Annotated in this window: 17 protein-coding genes; all 17 read left to right on the top strand. The window is 28.5% G+C overall.

Annotation, left to right across the window (positions count from 1 at the left end; genetic code table 11):
- Window positions 1-14 precede the first annotated feature (14 nt).
- The gene (locus tag ACTNAO_RS05845) at window positions 15-521 is read left to right on the top strand and encodes a hypothetical protein (RefSeq protein ID WP_441027318.1); all 507 of its coding nucleotides are present in this window, start codon (window positions 15-17) and stop codon (window positions 519-521) included.
- Between the two features lie 99 nt (window positions 522-620).
- Complete coding sequence (locus tag ACTNAO_RS05850) at window positions 621-2,840, top strand: stage V sporulation protein D (RefSeq protein WP_441027319.1); 2,220 nt, start codon at window positions 621-623, stop codon at window positions 2,838-2,840.
- 39 nt (window positions 2,841-2,879) lie between these two features.
- Window positions 2,880-4,340: a UDP-N-acetylmuramoyl-L-alanyl-D-glutamate--2,6-diaminopimelate ligase gene (locus ACTNAO_RS05855; protein ID WP_441027321.1), complete on the top strand. Its 1,461-nt coding sequence runs from the start codon at window positions 2,880-2,882 to the stop codon at window positions 4,338-4,340.
- A gap of 15 nt (window positions 4,341-4,355) precedes the next feature.
- Window positions 4,356-5,714, top strand: a complete 1,359-nt coding sequence (locus tag ACTNAO_RS05860; protein ID WP_441027323.1) for a UDP-N-acetylmuramoyl-tripeptide--D-alanyl-D-alanine ligase — start codon at window positions 4,356-4,358, stop codon at window positions 5,712-5,714.
- Between the two features lie 20 nt (window positions 5,715-5,734).
- Window positions 5,735-6,709, top strand: a complete 975-nt coding sequence (gene mraY, locus ACTNAO_RS05865) for a phospho-N-acetylmuramoyl-pentapeptide-transferase (protein WP_441027325.1) — start codon at window positions 5,735-5,737, stop codon at window positions 6,707-6,709.
- A gap of 33 nt (window positions 6,710-6,742) precedes the next feature.
- Complete coding sequence (gene ftsW / locus ACTNAO_RS05870; protein ID WP_441027327.1) at window positions 6,743-7,885, top strand: putative lipid II flippase FtsW; 1,143 nt, start codon at window positions 6,743-6,745, stop codon at window positions 7,883-7,885.
- A gap of 821 nt (window positions 7,886-8,706) precedes the next feature.
- Window positions 8,707-9,453, top strand: coding sequence for a cell division protein FtsQ/DivIB (locus tag ACTNAO_RS05875; RefSeq protein ID WP_441027329.1), 747 nt, complete (start codon window positions 8,707-8,709; stop codon window positions 9,451-9,453).
- Between the two features lie 11 nt (window positions 9,454-9,464).
- Window positions 9,465-10,184, top strand: a complete 720-nt coding sequence (locus ACTNAO_RS05880) for a DUF881 domain-containing protein (RefSeq protein WP_441027331.1) — start codon at window positions 9,465-9,467, stop codon at window positions 10,182-10,184.
- Window position 10,185: 1 nt separating this feature from the next.
- On the top strand, window positions 10,186-10,572 hold the full coding sequence (locus ACTNAO_RS05885) for a small basic family protein (protein ID WP_441027333.1): 387 nt from the start codon (window positions 10,186-10,188) through the stop codon (window positions 10,570-10,572).
- On the top strand, window positions 10,553-11,293 hold the full coding sequence (locus tag ACTNAO_RS05890) for a DUF881 domain-containing protein (protein ID WP_441046089.1): 741 nt from the start codon (window positions 10,553-10,555) through the stop codon (window positions 11,291-11,293). The genes ACTNAO_RS05885 and ACTNAO_RS05890 overlap by 20 nt, the downstream gene beginning before the upstream one ends.
- A gap of 82 nt (window positions 11,294-11,375) precedes the next feature.
- Window positions 11,376-12,038, top strand: coding sequence for a YggS family pyridoxal phosphate-dependent enzyme (locus ACTNAO_RS05895; protein ID WP_441027335.1), 663 nt, complete (start codon window positions 11,376-11,378; stop codon window positions 12,036-12,038).
- A gap of 18 nt (window positions 12,039-12,056) precedes the next feature.
- Entirely contained in the window at window positions 12,057-12,530 is a 474-nt protein-coding gene (locus tag ACTNAO_RS05900) for a cell division protein SepF (protein ID WP_441027336.1), read from the top strand.
- 8 nt (window positions 12,531-12,538) lie between these two features.
- Window positions 12,539-13,309, top strand: coding sequence for an RNA-binding protein (locus ACTNAO_RS05905; RefSeq protein WP_441027337.1), 771 nt, complete (start codon window positions 12,539-12,541; stop codon window positions 13,307-13,309).
- An 11-nt stretch (window positions 13,310-13,320) separates the two neighbouring features.
- Window positions 13,321-14,055 (top strand): DivIVA domain-containing protein, encoded by a 735-nt coding sequence (locus ACTNAO_RS05910; protein ID WP_441027338.1) that lies wholly within the window; start codon window positions 13,321-13,323, stop codon window positions 14,053-14,055.
- A gap of 118 nt (window positions 14,056-14,173) precedes the next feature.
- Window positions 14,174-15,088: an RluA family pseudouridine synthase gene (locus ACTNAO_RS05915; RefSeq protein WP_441027339.1), complete on the top strand. Its 915-nt coding sequence runs from the start codon at window positions 14,174-14,176 to the stop codon at window positions 15,086-15,088.
- 9 nt (window positions 15,089-15,097) lie between these two features.
- Window positions 15,098-15,634, top strand: coding sequence for a bifunctional pyr operon transcriptional regulator/uracil phosphoribosyltransferase PyrR (pyrR, locus tag ACTNAO_RS05920; RefSeq protein WP_441027340.1), 537 nt, complete (start codon window positions 15,098-15,100; stop codon window positions 15,632-15,634).
- Between the two features lie 65 nt (window positions 15,635-15,699).
- Window positions 15,700-16,869, top strand: a complete 1,170-nt coding sequence (locus tag ACTNAO_RS05925) for a THUMP domain-containing class I SAM-dependent RNA methyltransferase (RefSeq protein WP_441027341.1) — start codon at window positions 15,700-15,702, stop codon at window positions 16,867-16,869.
- The last annotated feature ends 18 nt before the right edge of the window (window positions 16,870-16,887 follow it).

A 16,887-nucleotide genomic window follows, 5' to 3' on the forward strand; every position in this document is an offset into this window, starting at 1 on the left:
GGGGTGTGAATATAATGTTAGTAAAAGAAGTGGAATATTATAATAATGAAAATACACTTAATTATCCTAAAAAAAGGGCAAGGGAAGAAGAAAGAAAAAAATATGATGAGCTAAGAAGAGCTAAAAGAAATAGAGAAAAAAGAAAAAGAGCTCAGTCAAAATTAAAAAGAAAAATTGCTTTTGAAGTTATAAGTGTAGCTTTTATAGCAGGAATAATAACTTTGGCAATAGATAGTAGAGTATTTAATATGCAAAGTCAACTAACTGCAATTAATAAGCAAATTGAAACTGTAAAAGCTGATAATGAGGATTTGACAGTTAAACTTTTACAAACTGGCTCTTTAGATGATATTGAAATAAATGCTCAAAATAGATTAGGAATGGTTTCTACAACGAAGGAAAATATTATTACTGTTGATTTGTCAAAAAATTATTTTCAACAATTAGATGATGAAGATAATGCGGCTAAGGAAGAAAATCTTAGCATTTATCAAAAAATAAAATTAGCATTAGAAAAATAAAAAAACAAAGCATTAAAACTTGCAGGTTTTTAGTGCAGAATGCAGCATAGATCTGTATTCTGCATTTATTTTTATATTAATTATGGAGGAGAAGTTAAATTGAAAAAAAGGATAGTGAGAGATAGGGCACAAATAAACAATAGACTTTTTATAAGTTTTATCTGTATATTACTTGTATTTTTTGTTTTAATTATAAGATTGTCTTGGATTATGATAGGTAAACATAGTGAATATTCTGCTCTTGCTAATGAACAATGGACAAGTGAAGTTAAAATTGATGCTAGGCGTGGAAAAATATTAGATAGAAATGGTTCTGCATTAGCAGTATCAGCAGATGTATATAGAGTAGATCTTGACTTGAATTCAATTAGAAGCTACTTATCTGCTAATGAAGATAAAGAGCAATCTGAAAATTCTAAGAAAAAGCTTTATACAACAAATGAAGAGGTAGCTAAGGATCTTGCAGAAGCTACAGGAATGGAAGAATCAGAGGTACTTGAAAAATTAAATACAAAATTAAATAGTGGTCAGCCTGCAGGAAGTGCTATTTTAATAAGAAGAGTTGAAAAGGATATAGCTGAAAAAGTTAAGGCACTTAATATAAATGGTGTAATGGTATCTGCTGATACAAAAAGATATTATCCTGAAAATAATTTCTTAGCTCATGTACTTGGAAGTACAAATAGTGACGGTCAAGGACTTACAGGAGTAGAGCTTGAGTATAATGATTTACTATCAGGGGTACCTGGAAGAAAAATATCAGAAATAGATAGTAAGGGACAAGATTATCCATATACTATTTCTGAATATACTAAGCCAGTAGATGGTAGTGATCTTACATTAACAATTGACCAAAATATACAGCATTTTGCTGAAAAGGTAGCTCAGCAGTCATATACAGATAATAAAGCTAAGGCTGTTTCAGTTCTTGTTATGGATCCAAACACTGGTGAAATACTTGCAATGGTTAATAAACCAGATTTTAATCCTAATACTCCATATGATGGTGTGGATAATTTTGAAGGAGATTCATATTCTGATAAACTTCAAAAAATGTGGAGAAATAGACTTGTAAATGATACATTTGAACCTGGATCAATATTTAAGGTTATTACTGGAATAACTGCAATGGAGGAAAATGTTGTATCTGATAGTGATGCTTTTACATGTAATGGAAGTCTTAACGTAGCAGGAACTACTATTAGATGTTGGAGAACTCAAGGTCATGGAACTCAAGCATTTAATGAAATATTCCAAAATTCTTGCAACGTAGCATTTATGAATCTTGGAGAAAAAATCGGCAAGGAAACACTTTATGAATATATAAAGAAATTTGGATTTGGCGAACTTACAAATGTGGATCTTCCAGGTGAAGCAGCTGGTATTGTAAAAAAACCTGAAAACATTTCTGTAGTAGATCTTGCAACTATAGCATTTGGACAAACAAATACAGTAAATTCAGTTCAATATTTAACTGCCTTTAATGCAGTAGCTAATGGTGGTACATGGATTCAGCCTCATGTAATGAAGGAAGCAACTCATACAGATGAAAATAATGCAACAATTGTAGATAAAACTTTTGAACCTACAAAAAGAACAGTTGCAAGTGAAGAAAAATGTGCTACCCTTAGAACATATCTTGAAAAAGTTATAACTTCTGGTTCAGGTACAAAAGCTTATGTGGAAGGATATCACATAGCTGGTAAAACTGGTACAGCTCAAAAGGTTGTTAATGGGGTTTATGGAGATGGTAAATATATATCAACTTTTGTAGGTATGGCTCCAGTTGATAATCCTAAGGTTACAGTTATGATAACTGTAGATGAACCAAGTAATGGTGAATATTATGCAGGTTCTGTTGCTGCACCATATGCTCATACTTTATTTACTGATATATTTAATTATATGGATAGTAAATTTGAAGCTGACAGTATAGAAAAAGAAGTTATTATACCAGAAGTTAGAGGAATGAAGGTTTCAGAAGCTAAAAAAGCTTTAGAAGATTTAAAATTAACAGTAGAAGTATCTAGTGATGGAGATAAGGTTAAGTCTGTAAAACCATATCCAGGTTATGCTGTAAAAGAAGGATCTACAATAACACTTAATACAAGTGGTATAGAAGATACTAATGTTGTTATGCCTGATGTAACTGGATATTCATTAGATAAAGCAAAAGAGCAACTTGCAGCTATTGGAATATTAGTAAATGTAAATGGTGATAGTGGAGGCGAGGTAGTAAATCAAAGTATTACACCTGGAGAGTTGATTAAAAAGCAAACTACTGTTACACTAAGTTTAAGGTCAAATTATGAAGATTAATTTAAGTAATAAGACTTATAATTAAAATGAGGTGAATATATGGAACTTAAAAAAATACTAAATGAAATACAATATGATGTTCTAAAAGGAAATGATGAAGTTAACATTAATGAAATAAATTACGACAGTAGAAAAGTAAAGGCAAATGATGTTTTTGTATGTATTAAGGGATTTCAATCAGATGGTCACAAATTTGTATCATCTGCTATAGAAAAAGGTGCAAAGGTTATTGTATGTGAAGAACCTATAAAAAGTGATGAAAATATTACAATAATTAAAGTAGCTGATACAAGAAAAGCATTAGCAAAAATGGGTGCTAATTTTTATGATAATCCTAGCAAAAAAATGAAAATGATAGGCGTTACTGGAACTAATGGAAAAACAACTACAGCTTTTATGATTAAGACAATATTAGAAGAAGCAGGAATAAAGGCAGGACTTATAGGCACAATAGCTAATTTTATTGGAAGTGAAAAGCTTCATACAGAAAGAACTACACCAGAATCATTAGAGCTTCAAGAACTTTTTTATGAAATGGTTGAAAAAGGCTGCAAATATTGTGTTATGGAAGTATCATCTCATTCACTTGCTCTTGATAGAGTTTATGGAATAGAGTTTGAAGCGGGAATATTTACAAATTTAACAAGAGATCATTTAGATTTTCATAAAACCTTTGAAAATTATTATAAGGCTAAATATGAATTATTTAAAAGAAGTAAAATAAGTATAATAAATGCTGATGATTCTTATGGAATTCGTGCTATAGAAGATATTAAAAAAGATGGATTATCAAAGCTTATTACTTATTCAATAAAAGCTGCTAGCAATTATAAAGCTTCAAATGAAATATGTGAAAGTACTCATATTGATTACCTTCTTAAATATAATGATAAGGAAGAAAAAATAAAAGTAGGACTTCCTGGAGAATTTAATATATACAATTCATTAGGTGCAATAGCATGTATGGATTCTTTAAATATTCCTATGGAAGCAATAAAAAAAGGCATAGCAGAAGTTGTTGTTCTTGGAAGATGTGAAAAGACTGGTGTTAAATATAATCTTCCTTATACAATAATACTTGATTATGCTCATACTCCTGATGGACTTGAAAATATATTAGAAACAGCAAGAGGATTTACTAAAAATAGACTTATTTCTGTATTTGGATGTGGTGGTGACAGGGATAAAGTTAAAAGACCTCAAATGGGCAAAATTGGATGTCATTTAAGTGACATTGCAATAATTACTTCAGATAATCCAAGAACTGAAAATCCAACTGCAATAATTCAAGACATTGTAAAAGGAATAGATACAGAAAATTATGAAGTAATAGAAAATAGAAAAGAAGCCATTGAAAGAGCCATAGATATTGCAAAGGCAGGAGATGTTCTTGTTATTGCTGGAAAAGGACATGAAGATTATCAAATACTTAATACTGGTAAAATTCATTTTGATGAAAGAGAAGTAGTAGATGAAATATTATCTAGAAAGTTAAAATAGTTTGAGGTGAAAGAATTGGATTTAAATTTTGATGAACTAGTACTTGGTTTAGGTGGAGAAGTTTTAATAAAAGGTAGTAATACTAATTTTAATAATATTTGTACAGATACTAGGGAAATAGAAAAAAATAATGTGTTTTTAGCTTTAAAAGGTGAAAAATTTAATGGAAACTTATATGCAAAGGATGCTCTTTTAAAAGGAGCATCAATTGTTGTTGTTGATGAAAATATTGAAAATTTAAGTGAATGTGAGGCACTTGGTACTGTAATAAAAGTAAAAAACAGTTATGATAGTCTTTTATCACTTGCAAAATATTATAGGGAAAAATTAAATATAAAGGTAGTTGGAATAACAGGATCTACAGGAAAAACATCAACAAAAGATTTGACAGCAGCTTTTTTAAGTGGAAAATACAAAGTGTTTAAAACAAAAGGAAATTTTAATAATCATATAGGTCTTCCACTTATGATATTAGAACTTGATAAGACTTATGATGTAGCTGTTTTAGAACTTGGAATGAGTCATTTTAATGAAATTCATACATTAGCTAATACTGCAAGACCTAATGTGGCTATAATTACAAATATTGGACTTTCTCATATAGAAAATCTAAAGACACAAGAAAATATATTAAAGGCTAAAATGGAAATTACTGATTTCTTTACAAAAGATAATATACTTATTGTAAATGGTGAAGATAAATTTTTAAGAAATGTTACTAGTACTACTTATAAGGTAAGGAAAACTAGTTTATCAGAAAAGCTAGATATTAAAGCTGAAAATGTTCAATTATTTCAAGATAAGACTACCTTTGATATTGTATATGATAATAAAAAATATACATTTAATTTACCAATGGTAGGAGCTCATAATGTGCTTAATGCAATGCTTGCTATACAGGCATCAATAGAACTTGGAGTGACTTTTGAGGAAATGATAAATGGACTTTCTAATATGGAAGCAACATCTATGAGACTTCAATTTATTAAAAAAGATAATTTTACAATTATAAATGACTGCTATAATGCAAGTCCTGATTCTATGGAAGCTGCATTAAATGTTTTATCATCAGCAGAGGGAAAAAGAAAAGTTGCTATACTTGGGACTATGAATGAACTTGGAGAAGAGTCTGAAAATGCACATAAGGCAGTTGGAAAAATGGCAAAAGAAAAAGTAGACCTTTTAATTGTTACAGGAATTTATAAGGATCAATATAAAGATGGATTTGAAAAAGACAATATTAGAATATATAATACAAAAGAAGATATAATAAATGATTTAAAAAACATAGTAAATTCTGGCGATACTATACTTGTAAAAGCATCTAGAAGTATAAAATATGAAGATATAGTAAAAGCTTTAGAAAAAATGTAACAAAAGGAAGGTGAAATATAATGGGGGAAATTTTAAAAGATCCAATTGTGCTGATGCTTGTATCATTAGTACTTGGAGGAATTTTCGCATTATTACTTGGACCAATTATAATTCCAACACTTCACAAGCTGAAGTTTGGTCAAAATATTAGAAAGGAAGGGCCACAAAGTCATTTAAAAAAGGCAGGAACACCTACAATAGGAGGTTTAATATTTTTAATATCAATAGTACTTGTTATGATAATTATGAGATATAAATTAACAAGTGAAGCTATGATAGTACTTTATGGAACACTTGCATATGGAGTAATTGGATTTTTAGATGATATTTTAAAAATAATCCATAAAGAAAATGAAGGATTAAAGTCAGGTCAAAAACTTATTCTTCAACTAATATTTTCAGGAGCATTTGCATATTATGGCTATAGGTATTTAGGAACATATATTGATGTTCCCTTTGTAGATTGGTCATTAAATCTTGGAATATTTTATATACCATTTGTAATGTTTTATTTTGCAGCTGTTACTAATGGAGTTAATTTAACTGATGGTTTAGATGGACTTGCTACATCTGTAACTATTCTTGTGTTAACATTTTTTGCTCTAGTATCATATAGATTAGGACATGTAGAAGTAGCTGTATTTTGTTCAGGGCTAGTAGGAGCATTGTTTGGTTTCCTAAAATTTAATGCATATCCTGCAAAGGTATTTATGGGTGATACAGGATCTCTTGCACTAGGAGGAGCAATTGCTTCAATTATGCTTGTATTAAAATCACCATTATTGGTAATAATAGTAGGTGGTATATATGTTATAGAAGTTGTTTCTGTAATTTTGCAAGTTACTTATTTTAAAGCTACAGGTGGTAAAAGGTTATTTAAAATGGCTCCAATTCATCACCATTTTGAAAAATGTGGTTGGAAAGAAACAAAAGTTGTTGCAGTTTTTTCAATAATTACAATGATACTTTGTATTATAGGATTTTTCCTTATTTAATTATGTAATTAGAATTTATAGAAAGGAGGTTACATGGTGGCATTTAAAAGCAAGGAGAAAAAGAAAAGCAGAATGCAAAATATAGATTATATTTTATTTTATTCTATTATGATTTTACTTGCAGTAGGAATAGTTATGGTTTATTCAGCTAGTTCTTTTTATGCTAAATATAATACTAATTCTGGTGATACAACAGAATTCTTAAAAAAGCAAATATTTGCAAGTATTCTTGGACTTATTGCAATGTTTTTCTTTATGGGTTTTGATTATCATAAACTTAAAAAATTCACAGTGCCTGCAATACTTATTGCAGCACCAATTCAGCTTGCAGTTTTTGCATTTGACCCTGTTAAGGGTGCTAGAAGATGGATTAAGTTTGGAGCACTTAGTTTCCAACCATCAGAGCTTGCAAAATATGTAGTAGTGCTATTTTTAGCTATGAGTCTTGAAGCAAAAGCAAATGGGGTTAAGAAATTTTGGACTGGAGTTATGCCATATATAGGTGTTGGTCTTGTATATTCAGGTCTTGTGCTTATGCAAAGTAATTTAAGTGTTGCAATAATTATTATGGCAGTTACATTTATAATGATATTTTGTGCAGGAGGCAGAATAAAACATCTTTTTGGATATGTTGCACCAGTTCTTGTAGCATTAGCTGCATGCTTTGCAATTTTTGAACCTTACAGATTAAAAAGATTAATGAGTTTTACTGATCCATGGCAATATGCTTCTACAGATGGATATCAGCTTATTCAATCATTTTATGCACTAGGTGCAGGTGGCTTAACAGGACTTGGTCTTGGTCAGTCAAGGCAAAAAACTCTTTACATGCCAGAACCTCACAACGATTTTATATTTTCTATAATTGGTGAAGAATTAGGTCTTATTGGTTGTTTACTAATAATTACAGTATTCCTTGTTTTAATTTGGAGAGGAATTACAGTAGCTATGGAAGCTAAAGATACTTATGGTACATTAATAGCTGTAGGAATTACATCTGTTATAGCTATACAATGTGCAATAAATATTGCAGTTGTAACAGGATCTATGCCAGTAACAGGAGTTCCGCTTCCTTTTATAAGTTATGGTGGTACGTCACTTGCAATAACCATGGCAGCTATGGGAATACTTCTTAATGTATCAAGGCAGAAAAATAAATTAAAAGTAAAAAATTAAGGCTTTGGCAATTTTGTCAAAGTCTTTTTTAAAAATTAATAATTAAATTTTGTATAGATTTGGTGTAGGCGGTGAAATTTTAATTAGGTGGTAAATGTAGCTATGAAATTAAGAATTAATAATTAAGTGGCTTTTACACTACGCTTAAAGCCAATCTCCCAAGAAGATAATTAAGAATTATTGTATTTAGGCCTAAAGCATTAGCATAATTGTATTCTTGTATAAGTTTTGGTGTAAGCCTTGAAATTTTAATTAGGCTAAAAATTTAACTGTGAAATTAAGAATTAATAATTAAGTGGCTTTTGCGCTTTGCTTAAAGCCAATCTCCATAGGAGATAATTAAGAATTATTGTATTTAGGCCTAAAGCATTAGCATAATTGTATTCTTGCATAAGTTTTGGTGTAAGCCTTGAAATATGGAGCTTGTCCACCCATACAATATAATTAAAATTTTTGCGAGGTAAGGAGCAAAAATCTCCTCAATTCTTAATTCTTAATCCTTAATTATTAATTAACGGAAGTTGTAAGTGATAAAGAACAGAAAGTTAAATGAAGCAAACATTTGATACCACATTAAAAATGTTGATTGTCCACTCATACAATATAATATTAAGATTTTTACGACGTAGGAGTAAAAATATCCTCAATTATTAATTCTTAATCCTTAATTATTAATTAACGGAAGTTGTAAGTAATAAAGAACAGAAAGTGAAATGAAGCAAACATTTGAGGTCACATAAAAAAATGAAAAATTATAATGAAAAAAAGAAAATATAGTGTTATTATTATATAGATATAAAAAAATAAGATAGGGATGAGATATGGGAAAAACAGATAATATTTATATAAAGAAGGCTAGACGAAAGAAAAAGATAAAAAAAAGTATTTTTATTATTTGTGTATTAATAGCAATTATGGTGGGCATTATATATAAAACAAATGTTTTTGAAATTAGAAATGTTAAAGTTACAGGTGACATAGTAGTTTCTAATGAATATATGAGCGAAGCTTCAGAAAATTTTAAGGGAGATAATTTGTTCTTTTTAAGTGCCAATGATATAAAGAGAAAATTACAAAGAAATCCATACATAAAAAATGTAATTGTGCATAAGAAATTTCCAAGTACACTAGAATTGGAAATTTTTGAGGCTACAGGACTTTATTATATTTATGATGGGGACGATAATAATATTGTAAGTAATGATTGTATTATTCTTGAAAAAACTGAAGAGATAAAAAATAAAAATTTAATCCAATTAATAGGTATAGATATAAATGGCAAAAATCTTGGGGATTTAGCAATAGACGATACAAGAATAAAAGGGCTTTTGACAGAATTATATAAAGAACAGCAAGTTATAAAAGAAAATAAAGAAGGTTTTTCAATTACAGGAATAGATATTTCTGATATGTCATCAATAAAGATTTATATGGGTGGTATTTATATTTTAATTGGAAATGATGATAATGTTAGAAAAAAAATGAGTGATGCCATAAATATATACAAAACAGGTTTAGTAACTGAATATATAAATGTAAGTTTTGAAGGTACGCCTGATTTTAAATAGTGGAGGTAAAAATGAAAAAAATCTTGTCACAGGTTACTATTGGAATAATTTGTGTTATATTGGGTTTTTTATTATCGTATCAGATAAAATATATTATAAATACATATAAATCTGATGATAAAAATTTATCTGGAGATGAGGCTATTGAAAAATTAAATGAACTTCAGATAGAAAATGAAAAATTAAAAGAAAACAATAAATCATTAACAGATCAAATTAAATCTTATGAAACAAATTCATCAGGAACAGTTGCAGATGATGAAGCTAAGAAACAGATTGTTTTAGATAAAGCTATTTTAGGAACTGAAGAGGTATCTGGAAGTGGAATTGTTATTACAATTCAAAAAAAAAATGCAACATATGATAATAATTTAAGTAAGATTGGTGAAATGACTCTTTCATATATTGTAAATAATTTAAAATTTGCAGGGGCGGAGGCTATTTCAATTAATGACATTAGGATAACAGCTCAAACTGGAATAAGAACTTCAGGAAGCTTTATTAGGGTAGGAAATACTGATAGAATAAACCCAGATGAGGCAATTATAATTAAAGTTATAGGAGATAGTACAAAACTAAAAACAGAAATGGAATTTCAAGGATTTCTTGAAAATTTGATTGGAAATAATTATAATGCATCAATTGAAACTGCTGATTCTATAGAAATTGAAAAAACTACGGATAAAATAACTAATGATTTTTTAAGTGTTGAAAGTGAGAAAGGAGAGTAAAATGGTAGTAGTATTAGGGTTAATAGTAGGAATACTTTTAGGAATAGTTTTTGATTTTAATATACCAGATGCTTTATCTCCTTATATGTCAGTTGCAATACTTGCTTGCCTTGATTCTGTGTTTGGTGCAATTAGGGCTAATCTTTCTCATAGCTTTAAGGCCGATATATTTATTTCGGGATTTTTTGGAAATGCATTACTTGCAGCAGGTATGGCATATTTAGGTGATAAGATAGGAATTCCAATGTATATAGCAGCTGTAATTGTATTTGGTGGAAGAATTTTTGATAATTTTGCTATAATAAGGCGTAATATTTTAGAAAAAATGAAATCAAGAAAAACTTATAAAGATTATAAAGGTAAATTAGATGAAGAAAATGCAAGTTAAAAAAATAGGTAGTAGTAAGATAATGCTTTATTTAAGTGCTATTATAATTGGACTTCTTATATCAACTAATTTTAAGTTTAACGGTATAAGTAAATTTATGGATTTAAATACAAGAGAATACAAAAACGTTTTAGAAGAAAGAAATAAACTTACAAGAGAAATTAATGCTCTTGAAAAGGATAATAAGGAGTTAAATAATAAAATTTTAAGTTATTCAACTACTGACAACAAAAGTGAAAAAATAATAAAAGATATGAAAGATCAAATTGAATATTATGGAATGCTTAGTGGTAATAATGAGGTTAAAGGCACTGGAATTAAAATAACAATAAATGACGGAATTATTAATGAAAATGATACTGATTTTGAAAAAACAAATAAAATTTTGCATGATAAAGATATGAGAAATTTGTTAAATAGTGTTAAGCTTGCAGGAGCACAAGCAATTACTGTAAATAATCATAGAATTACTCTTCATAGTGCTGTACAATGTAATGGATCATTTTTACTATTTGATGATGGATCAGTAGAAAAAGCACCCTTTAGCATTTTTGCTATTGGAGATCCTGAAAGTTTAAAAACTAATTTAAATAAAGAAGGTGGCTATTTAAAAAAATTAAAGGCAAGAGGATTAAATATTAATCTTGAAAGTATTGGTGAAATAGCAATGCCAGTAGCAGATATAAGAGAAATATCTTTTGCATCAGAATATATAAAATAAGTAATACACAAAAAGAGGAAAATTGCAATTAATGAAGAATACATAAATAGATAAGGTATATATTTTTTGGAGGAGAGGTAAAGTGAGCATAGCTGAAAACATAAAAAAAATTGAAAAAGAAATACCAAAAGACGTTAAATTACTTGCTGTTTCAAAAACTAAACCTTTAGAAGATTTAGAGCAAGCTTACCAAACAGGAATAAGAGATTTTGGTGAAAATAAAGTACAGGAGTTAATGGAAAAAATAGAAAATTTCCATGATGATGTAAGATGGCATCTAATTGGAAAATTGCAAACTAACAAAGTAAAATACATTGTTGGAAAAGTTTATTTAATACACTCATTATCAAGTGTTAAACTTTTAAATGAAATAGAAAAGCAATATGGTAAAAAGAACTTAACAGCCAATGTACTTATACAAATAAATATAGGAAGAGAAGAAAGTAAAAGTGGTTTTGAAGTAGAAGAATTGCAAGAAGCAATTGATGAAATTGAAAAATGTAATTTTGTTAAGGTAAAGGGAATTATGGTAATAATACCAAAAGGTGACTCTGATGCAAACAGGGAATACTTTAAAAAGACACATGAGATTTTTATTAAGCTTAAAGAAAAAAGCTATAAAAATATAAATATGGAAGTGCTATCCATGGGTATGACTCACGATTATAAAGAAGCTATAGAAGAAGGATCTAATTTAATTAGAATTGGATCTGGTATTTTTGGCGCTAGAGATTATAAAATTTAGATTTTAGGAGGAAATGTAATGAGTAATGTATTAACAAAGGTGAAAACACTATTTGGATTTGGAGATTATGATGATGATTTTGAGGATGATTTCGAAGATGATTTCGATGAAGAAACAAGTGAAAATAATTCACATGAAGATTTAGAACCAATGATTCAAAATAAAAAAATAGAAAAAAATAATAAAGTGGTAAATATTCATACTACTGCATCTGCAAAGGTTACAGTAACTAAACCTCTTGCATATGAAGAAGCAACTGAAATTTGTGATGCTTTAAAAAATAGAAGAATTGTTGTAATAAACACTTCTGGACTTGAAAATAAAATAGCTCAAAGATTATTAGATTTTGTAAGTGGAGCATGTTATGCTTTAACAGGTGAACTTCAAAAAATTGAAAAGGATGTTTATTTATTAACACCTTCAAATGTTGAAGTATCTAATGAATTTAAAAGTGAATTAGGATCAAAGGCATTATTTAGCTGGTCAAAATAATTTGTTATATGATTAGTAAAGATGAAGTGTTAAGTCATTTTTTAAAGGATGACAAGCCTTTTGCAGTTAACCTTTATGAAAAATATAAATTAGCTTATGAAAAGGATATTCCTGTATTTGGAAATGATTTTTATCCACCTAATGTGTGGAGTTATTTTCAAAGTAATATGAGTTCAAAGGAATTTTTAGTACAAACTTTTGGATTATTTGATGATGCAGAAAGAAGAATGATTTCATTTAATAATAAATATAATGAGGAATCAGAAATAAGTTGCATTAAAATATCAAATAAATCTAAATTTAGGAAAGTAAACCATAGAGATTATCTTGGATCAATTTTGTCTCTTGGAATAAAAAGAAATAAAATTGGAGATTTAATAGTAGATAATGATAAATGTTATGTTGCTGTTTCCATTGAAATTAGAGATTATATTATTAATAATCTTGAAATGGTGGCAAATTGTCCTTGCAAAGTTGAAATTGTAGATGATATATCTAGTTTGCCTAAAGTAGAATTTTTAGAAGAAGTTATTCTTGTTCCTAAACTTAGGTTAGATGCAATTGTATCAAAAATATCAAAGATATCTAGAGCAAAGGCAAGTGAGATAATAGATAAGGGTTTAGTTTTATTAGATTATTCAAAAGTATGTGATAAATCAAAAGAAGTTAAGAAAAATCAGAGAATAACAATAAGAGGCACAGGTAAATTTATTTTAGGTGATATTGTAGGTAACAGTAAAAGTGGTAAATATAAAGTGATAATAAAAAAATACACATAGAGGTGAAAGTAATGAAGCTTACTCCAATGGACATAAATAATAAGGAGTTCAAGAGAGGACTTAGAGGATACAATCCAGAAGAAGTTGATGAATTTTTAGATGAAGTTATAGAAAATTATGAACAACTTTATAAAGACAATTCAAAATTAAAAGAAAAAGTAACATTAGCAAATGAGCAAATAGAACATTATAAGAAAATAGAGAGCACAATTCAAAATACACTTTTGCTTGCACAAAATGCAGCAGATCAAGCAAAGATTTCTGCTGAAAAAGAAGCAGATATGGTAATTAAAAATGCAAATGAAACTGCTCAAAGAATATTAGATAAAGCTCATAATGATGTTCTTGAATTAAATGATGAATATGAAAAAATGAAACAAGAGTTTATAAAATTTAGAGCAAAATTTAGAAATTTCATGAATACTCAACTTCAAACTTTTGATGACTTAGAAAAAGATGTACTTAAAAATTATAATGTTCTATCTTCAGAAGAACAAATTAAGAATGAAGAAATTCAAAAAGAAGAAGATATAAATAATGAAGTAAGAATAGAACTTGAAAAAGCTGAAGTTGTAAAAGAACAAGAGGAAGAAGAAAAAGAAGAAACAATAAAAGAAAAAGAAGTTAATTTAGATGATACTATTGACTTTGGAATAAATTCTATTGGAAAACATGATGTAAAAGATCAAAAAGATGAAATTGATGAAATAAAGAGTTTTTTTGCAAGTGATGATGATGATAAATAAATATTGCATTAGAATGAATAACTTAAAAAGCTACATTTTGTAGCTTTTTTTTATTTACTAATTTTAATTTTATAAAAGAACTGTTATAATAAAATAAGTATGTAAGGCAGGTGTGTATATGGAAGAATTAGTGTTTAATGTTGTTAAAGAAAATAGTGGAGAAAGAATTGACAAATTTATTTGTCATGAAATGCAAGATAAATCACGTTCTTATATACAAGGTCTTATTGAAAATGAAGAAGTACTTGTAAATGGGAAAAATATAAAAAGTAATTATAAAGTAAAAGAAAATGATATTATTACATTAAATATTCATAAGCCAAAGGAATTAAATATTATTCCTCAAAACATACCAATTGATATATTATATGAAGATAGCGATGTGGTTGTAATTAATAAACCTAAAGGTATGGTAGTTCATCCGGCACCAGGAAATTATGAAAATACTTTAGTAAATGCACTTTTATATCATTGCACTGATTTATCTTCCATTAATGGTATTATAAGACCTGGAATAGTTCATAGAATTGATAAGGATACTACAGGTATATTAGTTGTGGCAAAAAATGATGAATCACATAATTTTTTATCTAAACAACTTAAAGATCATTCTATGACAAGAGAGTATTATGCTCTTGTTGAAGGAAGAATAAAAGATGAAGAGGGAATTATAGATAAACCTATTGGAAGAAACAAAAAAGATAGATTGAAAATGGGTATAGTACCTGATGGAAAGAGAGCTGTTACACATTATAAGGTATTAGAAGTTTATAAAAGTTCTACCCTTATAAAATGTGTTTTGGAAACAGGTAGAACACATCAAATAAGGGTACATATGGCATCTATTGGTCACCCTCTTGTAGGCGATACAGTATATGGATTTAAAAAGCAAAAATACAAAGTTCAAGGTCAAATGCTTCATGCAAGAACACTTGGTTTTATTCATCCTAGAACAAAAAAATATATGGAATTTTCAAAGGAGCTTCCAGAAGAATTTAAAAATCTTTTAAATAAAATTAGAAGTGAAGGGTAGGATATTTTTATGAAATTAAAAGCTAATTTGCTTGATGAAAAGGCTATAAAGAGAAGCCTTGTTAGAATATCACATGAAATAATTGAAAGAAATAAGGGAGTAGAGAATGTAGTTTTAGTAGGTGTTGAAAGAAGAGGGGTACCTCTTGCAAATAGAATTGCAAAGGAAATATTTAAAATAGAAGGTATAAATGTTCCAGTTGGTAATGTTGATATATCATGCTATAGAGATGATATAACAGATAGAGAGGAACTTGCAAAGGTAAATAATTTAAATATAGGTGTAGATGTTCATGATAAAAAAGTAATAATTGTAGATGATGTACTTTATACATGTAGAACTGTAAGAGCTGCTATTGATGCAATAATTGATGTAGGTAGACCTAAAGCAATTCAGCTTGCTGTACTTATAGATAGAGGACATAAGGAGCTACCAATAAGGGCAGATTATGTAGGCAAAAACATTCCTACATCTAAGAGTGAAAAAATTGAAGTTTTCATAAAAGATGTAGATAATGAAGAAGCTGTAAACATTTATGAAGATTAAAGTTACTAAATTATATTAAAAATTTAATGAACATTAAGTTCATTGAGTTTGTAAAGGAGAAGAAAGTGGATTATAAATTAATTGCAACTACTACCTTTGGTCTTGAGGGAATTACTGCAAAGGAATTAAGAACCTTAGGTTATGAAAATATAAAAACAGAAACAAGTAAGGTACAATTTGAAGGAGACGAAATGGATATTGCTATATGTAATATTCATTTAAGAACTGCTGATAGAATACTTATAAAAATGGCCGAATTTGAAGCAAGAACCTTTGAAGAATTATTCCAAGGTACTAAGAAAGTTAACTGGAGTAAAATAATACCTATAAATGGTGTTATGCATGTTACAGGAAAGTCAATAAAATCAACACTTCATAGTGTACCAGATTGTCAGTCAATAGTAAAAAAAGCTATAGTTACAAGTATGAGCGAAAGCTATAATATACAAAAATTCTCAGAAGATGGACCTGTATATAAAATAGAAGTGGCTATACTTAAAGACAAGGTCACACTTACAATAGATACATCAGGGGAGGGACTTCATAAAAGAGGTTATAGAGAAAATTCAGGAGCAGCACCATTAAAAGAAACTCTTGCAGCTGCTATGGTTCTTATGTCAAGATGGCAGAAAAACTATGAACTTATAGATCCATTTTGTGGTTCAGGTACAATATTAATTGAAGCTGCAATGATAATGAACAATATTGCCCCAGGTGTAAATCGTAAATTTGTATGCGAAACATGGCCAACTATGCCTGATTATGTGTTTAACCAAGTAAGGGAAGGTGCTAAAAGAGCAGAAAAGAAAAAGGACATAAAGCTTATAGGATATGATATTGATACATGGGTTTTAAGAACAGCAGAAAATAATGCTTTTAAAGCTGGAGTTTATGATTATATAGATTTTCAAAAGCGTGATGTAAAAGATTTTTCTTCAAGCAAAAAATACGGGTTTATAATAACAAATCCTCCTTATGGTGAAAGACTTGGGGAAAAAGAAACAGCAGAAAGATTAAATGCAATATTAGGAAAGCATAAAAGAAATTATCCCTTATGGGATTACAATGTTTTAACATCCTTTGAAGGCTTTGAAAGAGCCTTTGGCACTAAGGCTACAAAAAACAGAAAATTATATAATGGTAAATTAAAATGTTTCTATTATCAATATTTTGACAATAATATAATTAAAGGTCATGGGGATACAGTAATTCAAGAAATGATTAGAAACAGTTAAAAAAGTGGCAAATGCCAC

This window comes from Clostridium sp. HCP1S3_C6, assembly GCF_052066735.1.
Classification (GTDB): Bacteria; Bacillota; Clostridia; order Clostridiales; family Clostridiaceae; genus Clostridium.

Excerpts from the sequence above, each read along its gene's own strand:
- ACTNAO_RS05845 (WP_441027318.1), top strand. The coding sequence starts at position 15 with ATGTTAGTAAAAGAAGTGGAATATTATAATAATGAAAATACACTTAAT.
- ACTNAO_RS05855 (WP_441027321.1), top strand. The coding sequence starts at position 2,880 with ATGGAACTTAAAAAAATACTAAATGAAATACAATATGATGTTCTAAAA.
- mraY (WP_441027325.1), top strand. The coding sequence starts at position 5,735 with ATGGGGGAAATTTTAAAAGATCCAATTGTGCTGATGCTTGTATCATTA.
- ftsW (WP_441027327.1), top strand. The coding sequence starts at position 6,743 with ATGGTGGCATTTAAAAGCAAGGAGAAAAAGAAAAGCAGAATGCAAAAT.
- ACTNAO_RS05875 (WP_441027329.1), top strand. The coding sequence starts at position 8,707 with ATGGGAAAAACAGATAATATTTATATAAAGAAGGCTAGACGAAAGAAA.
- ACTNAO_RS05880 (WP_441027331.1), top strand. The coding sequence starts at position 9,465 with ATGAAAAAAATCTTGTCACAGGTTACTATTGGAATAATTTGTGTTATA.
- ACTNAO_RS05885 (WP_441027333.1), top strand. The coding sequence starts at position 10,186 with ATGGTAGTAGTATTAGGGTTAATAGTAGGAATACTTTTAGGAATAGTT.
- ACTNAO_RS05890 (WP_441046089.1), top strand. The coding sequence starts at position 10,553 with ATGAAGAAAATGCAAGTTAAAAAAATAGGTAGTAGTAAGATAATGCTT.
- ACTNAO_RS05900 (WP_441027336.1), top strand. The coding sequence starts at position 12,057 with ATGAGTAATGTATTAACAAAGGTGAAAACACTATTTGGATTTGGAGAT.
- ACTNAO_RS05905 (WP_441027337.1), top strand. The coding sequence starts at position 12,539 with ATGATTAGTAAAGATGAAGTGTTAAGTCATTTTTTAAAGGATGACAAG.
- ACTNAO_RS05910 (WP_441027338.1), top strand. The coding sequence starts at position 13,321 with ATGAAGCTTACTCCAATGGACATAAATAATAAGGAGTTCAAGAGAGGA.
- ACTNAO_RS05915 (WP_441027339.1), top strand. The coding sequence starts at position 14,174 with ATGGAAGAATTAGTGTTTAATGTTGTTAAAGAAAATAGTGGAGAAAGA.
- pyrR (WP_441027340.1), top strand. The coding sequence starts at position 15,098 with ATGAAATTAAAAGCTAATTTGCTTGATGAAAAGGCTATAAAGAGAAGC.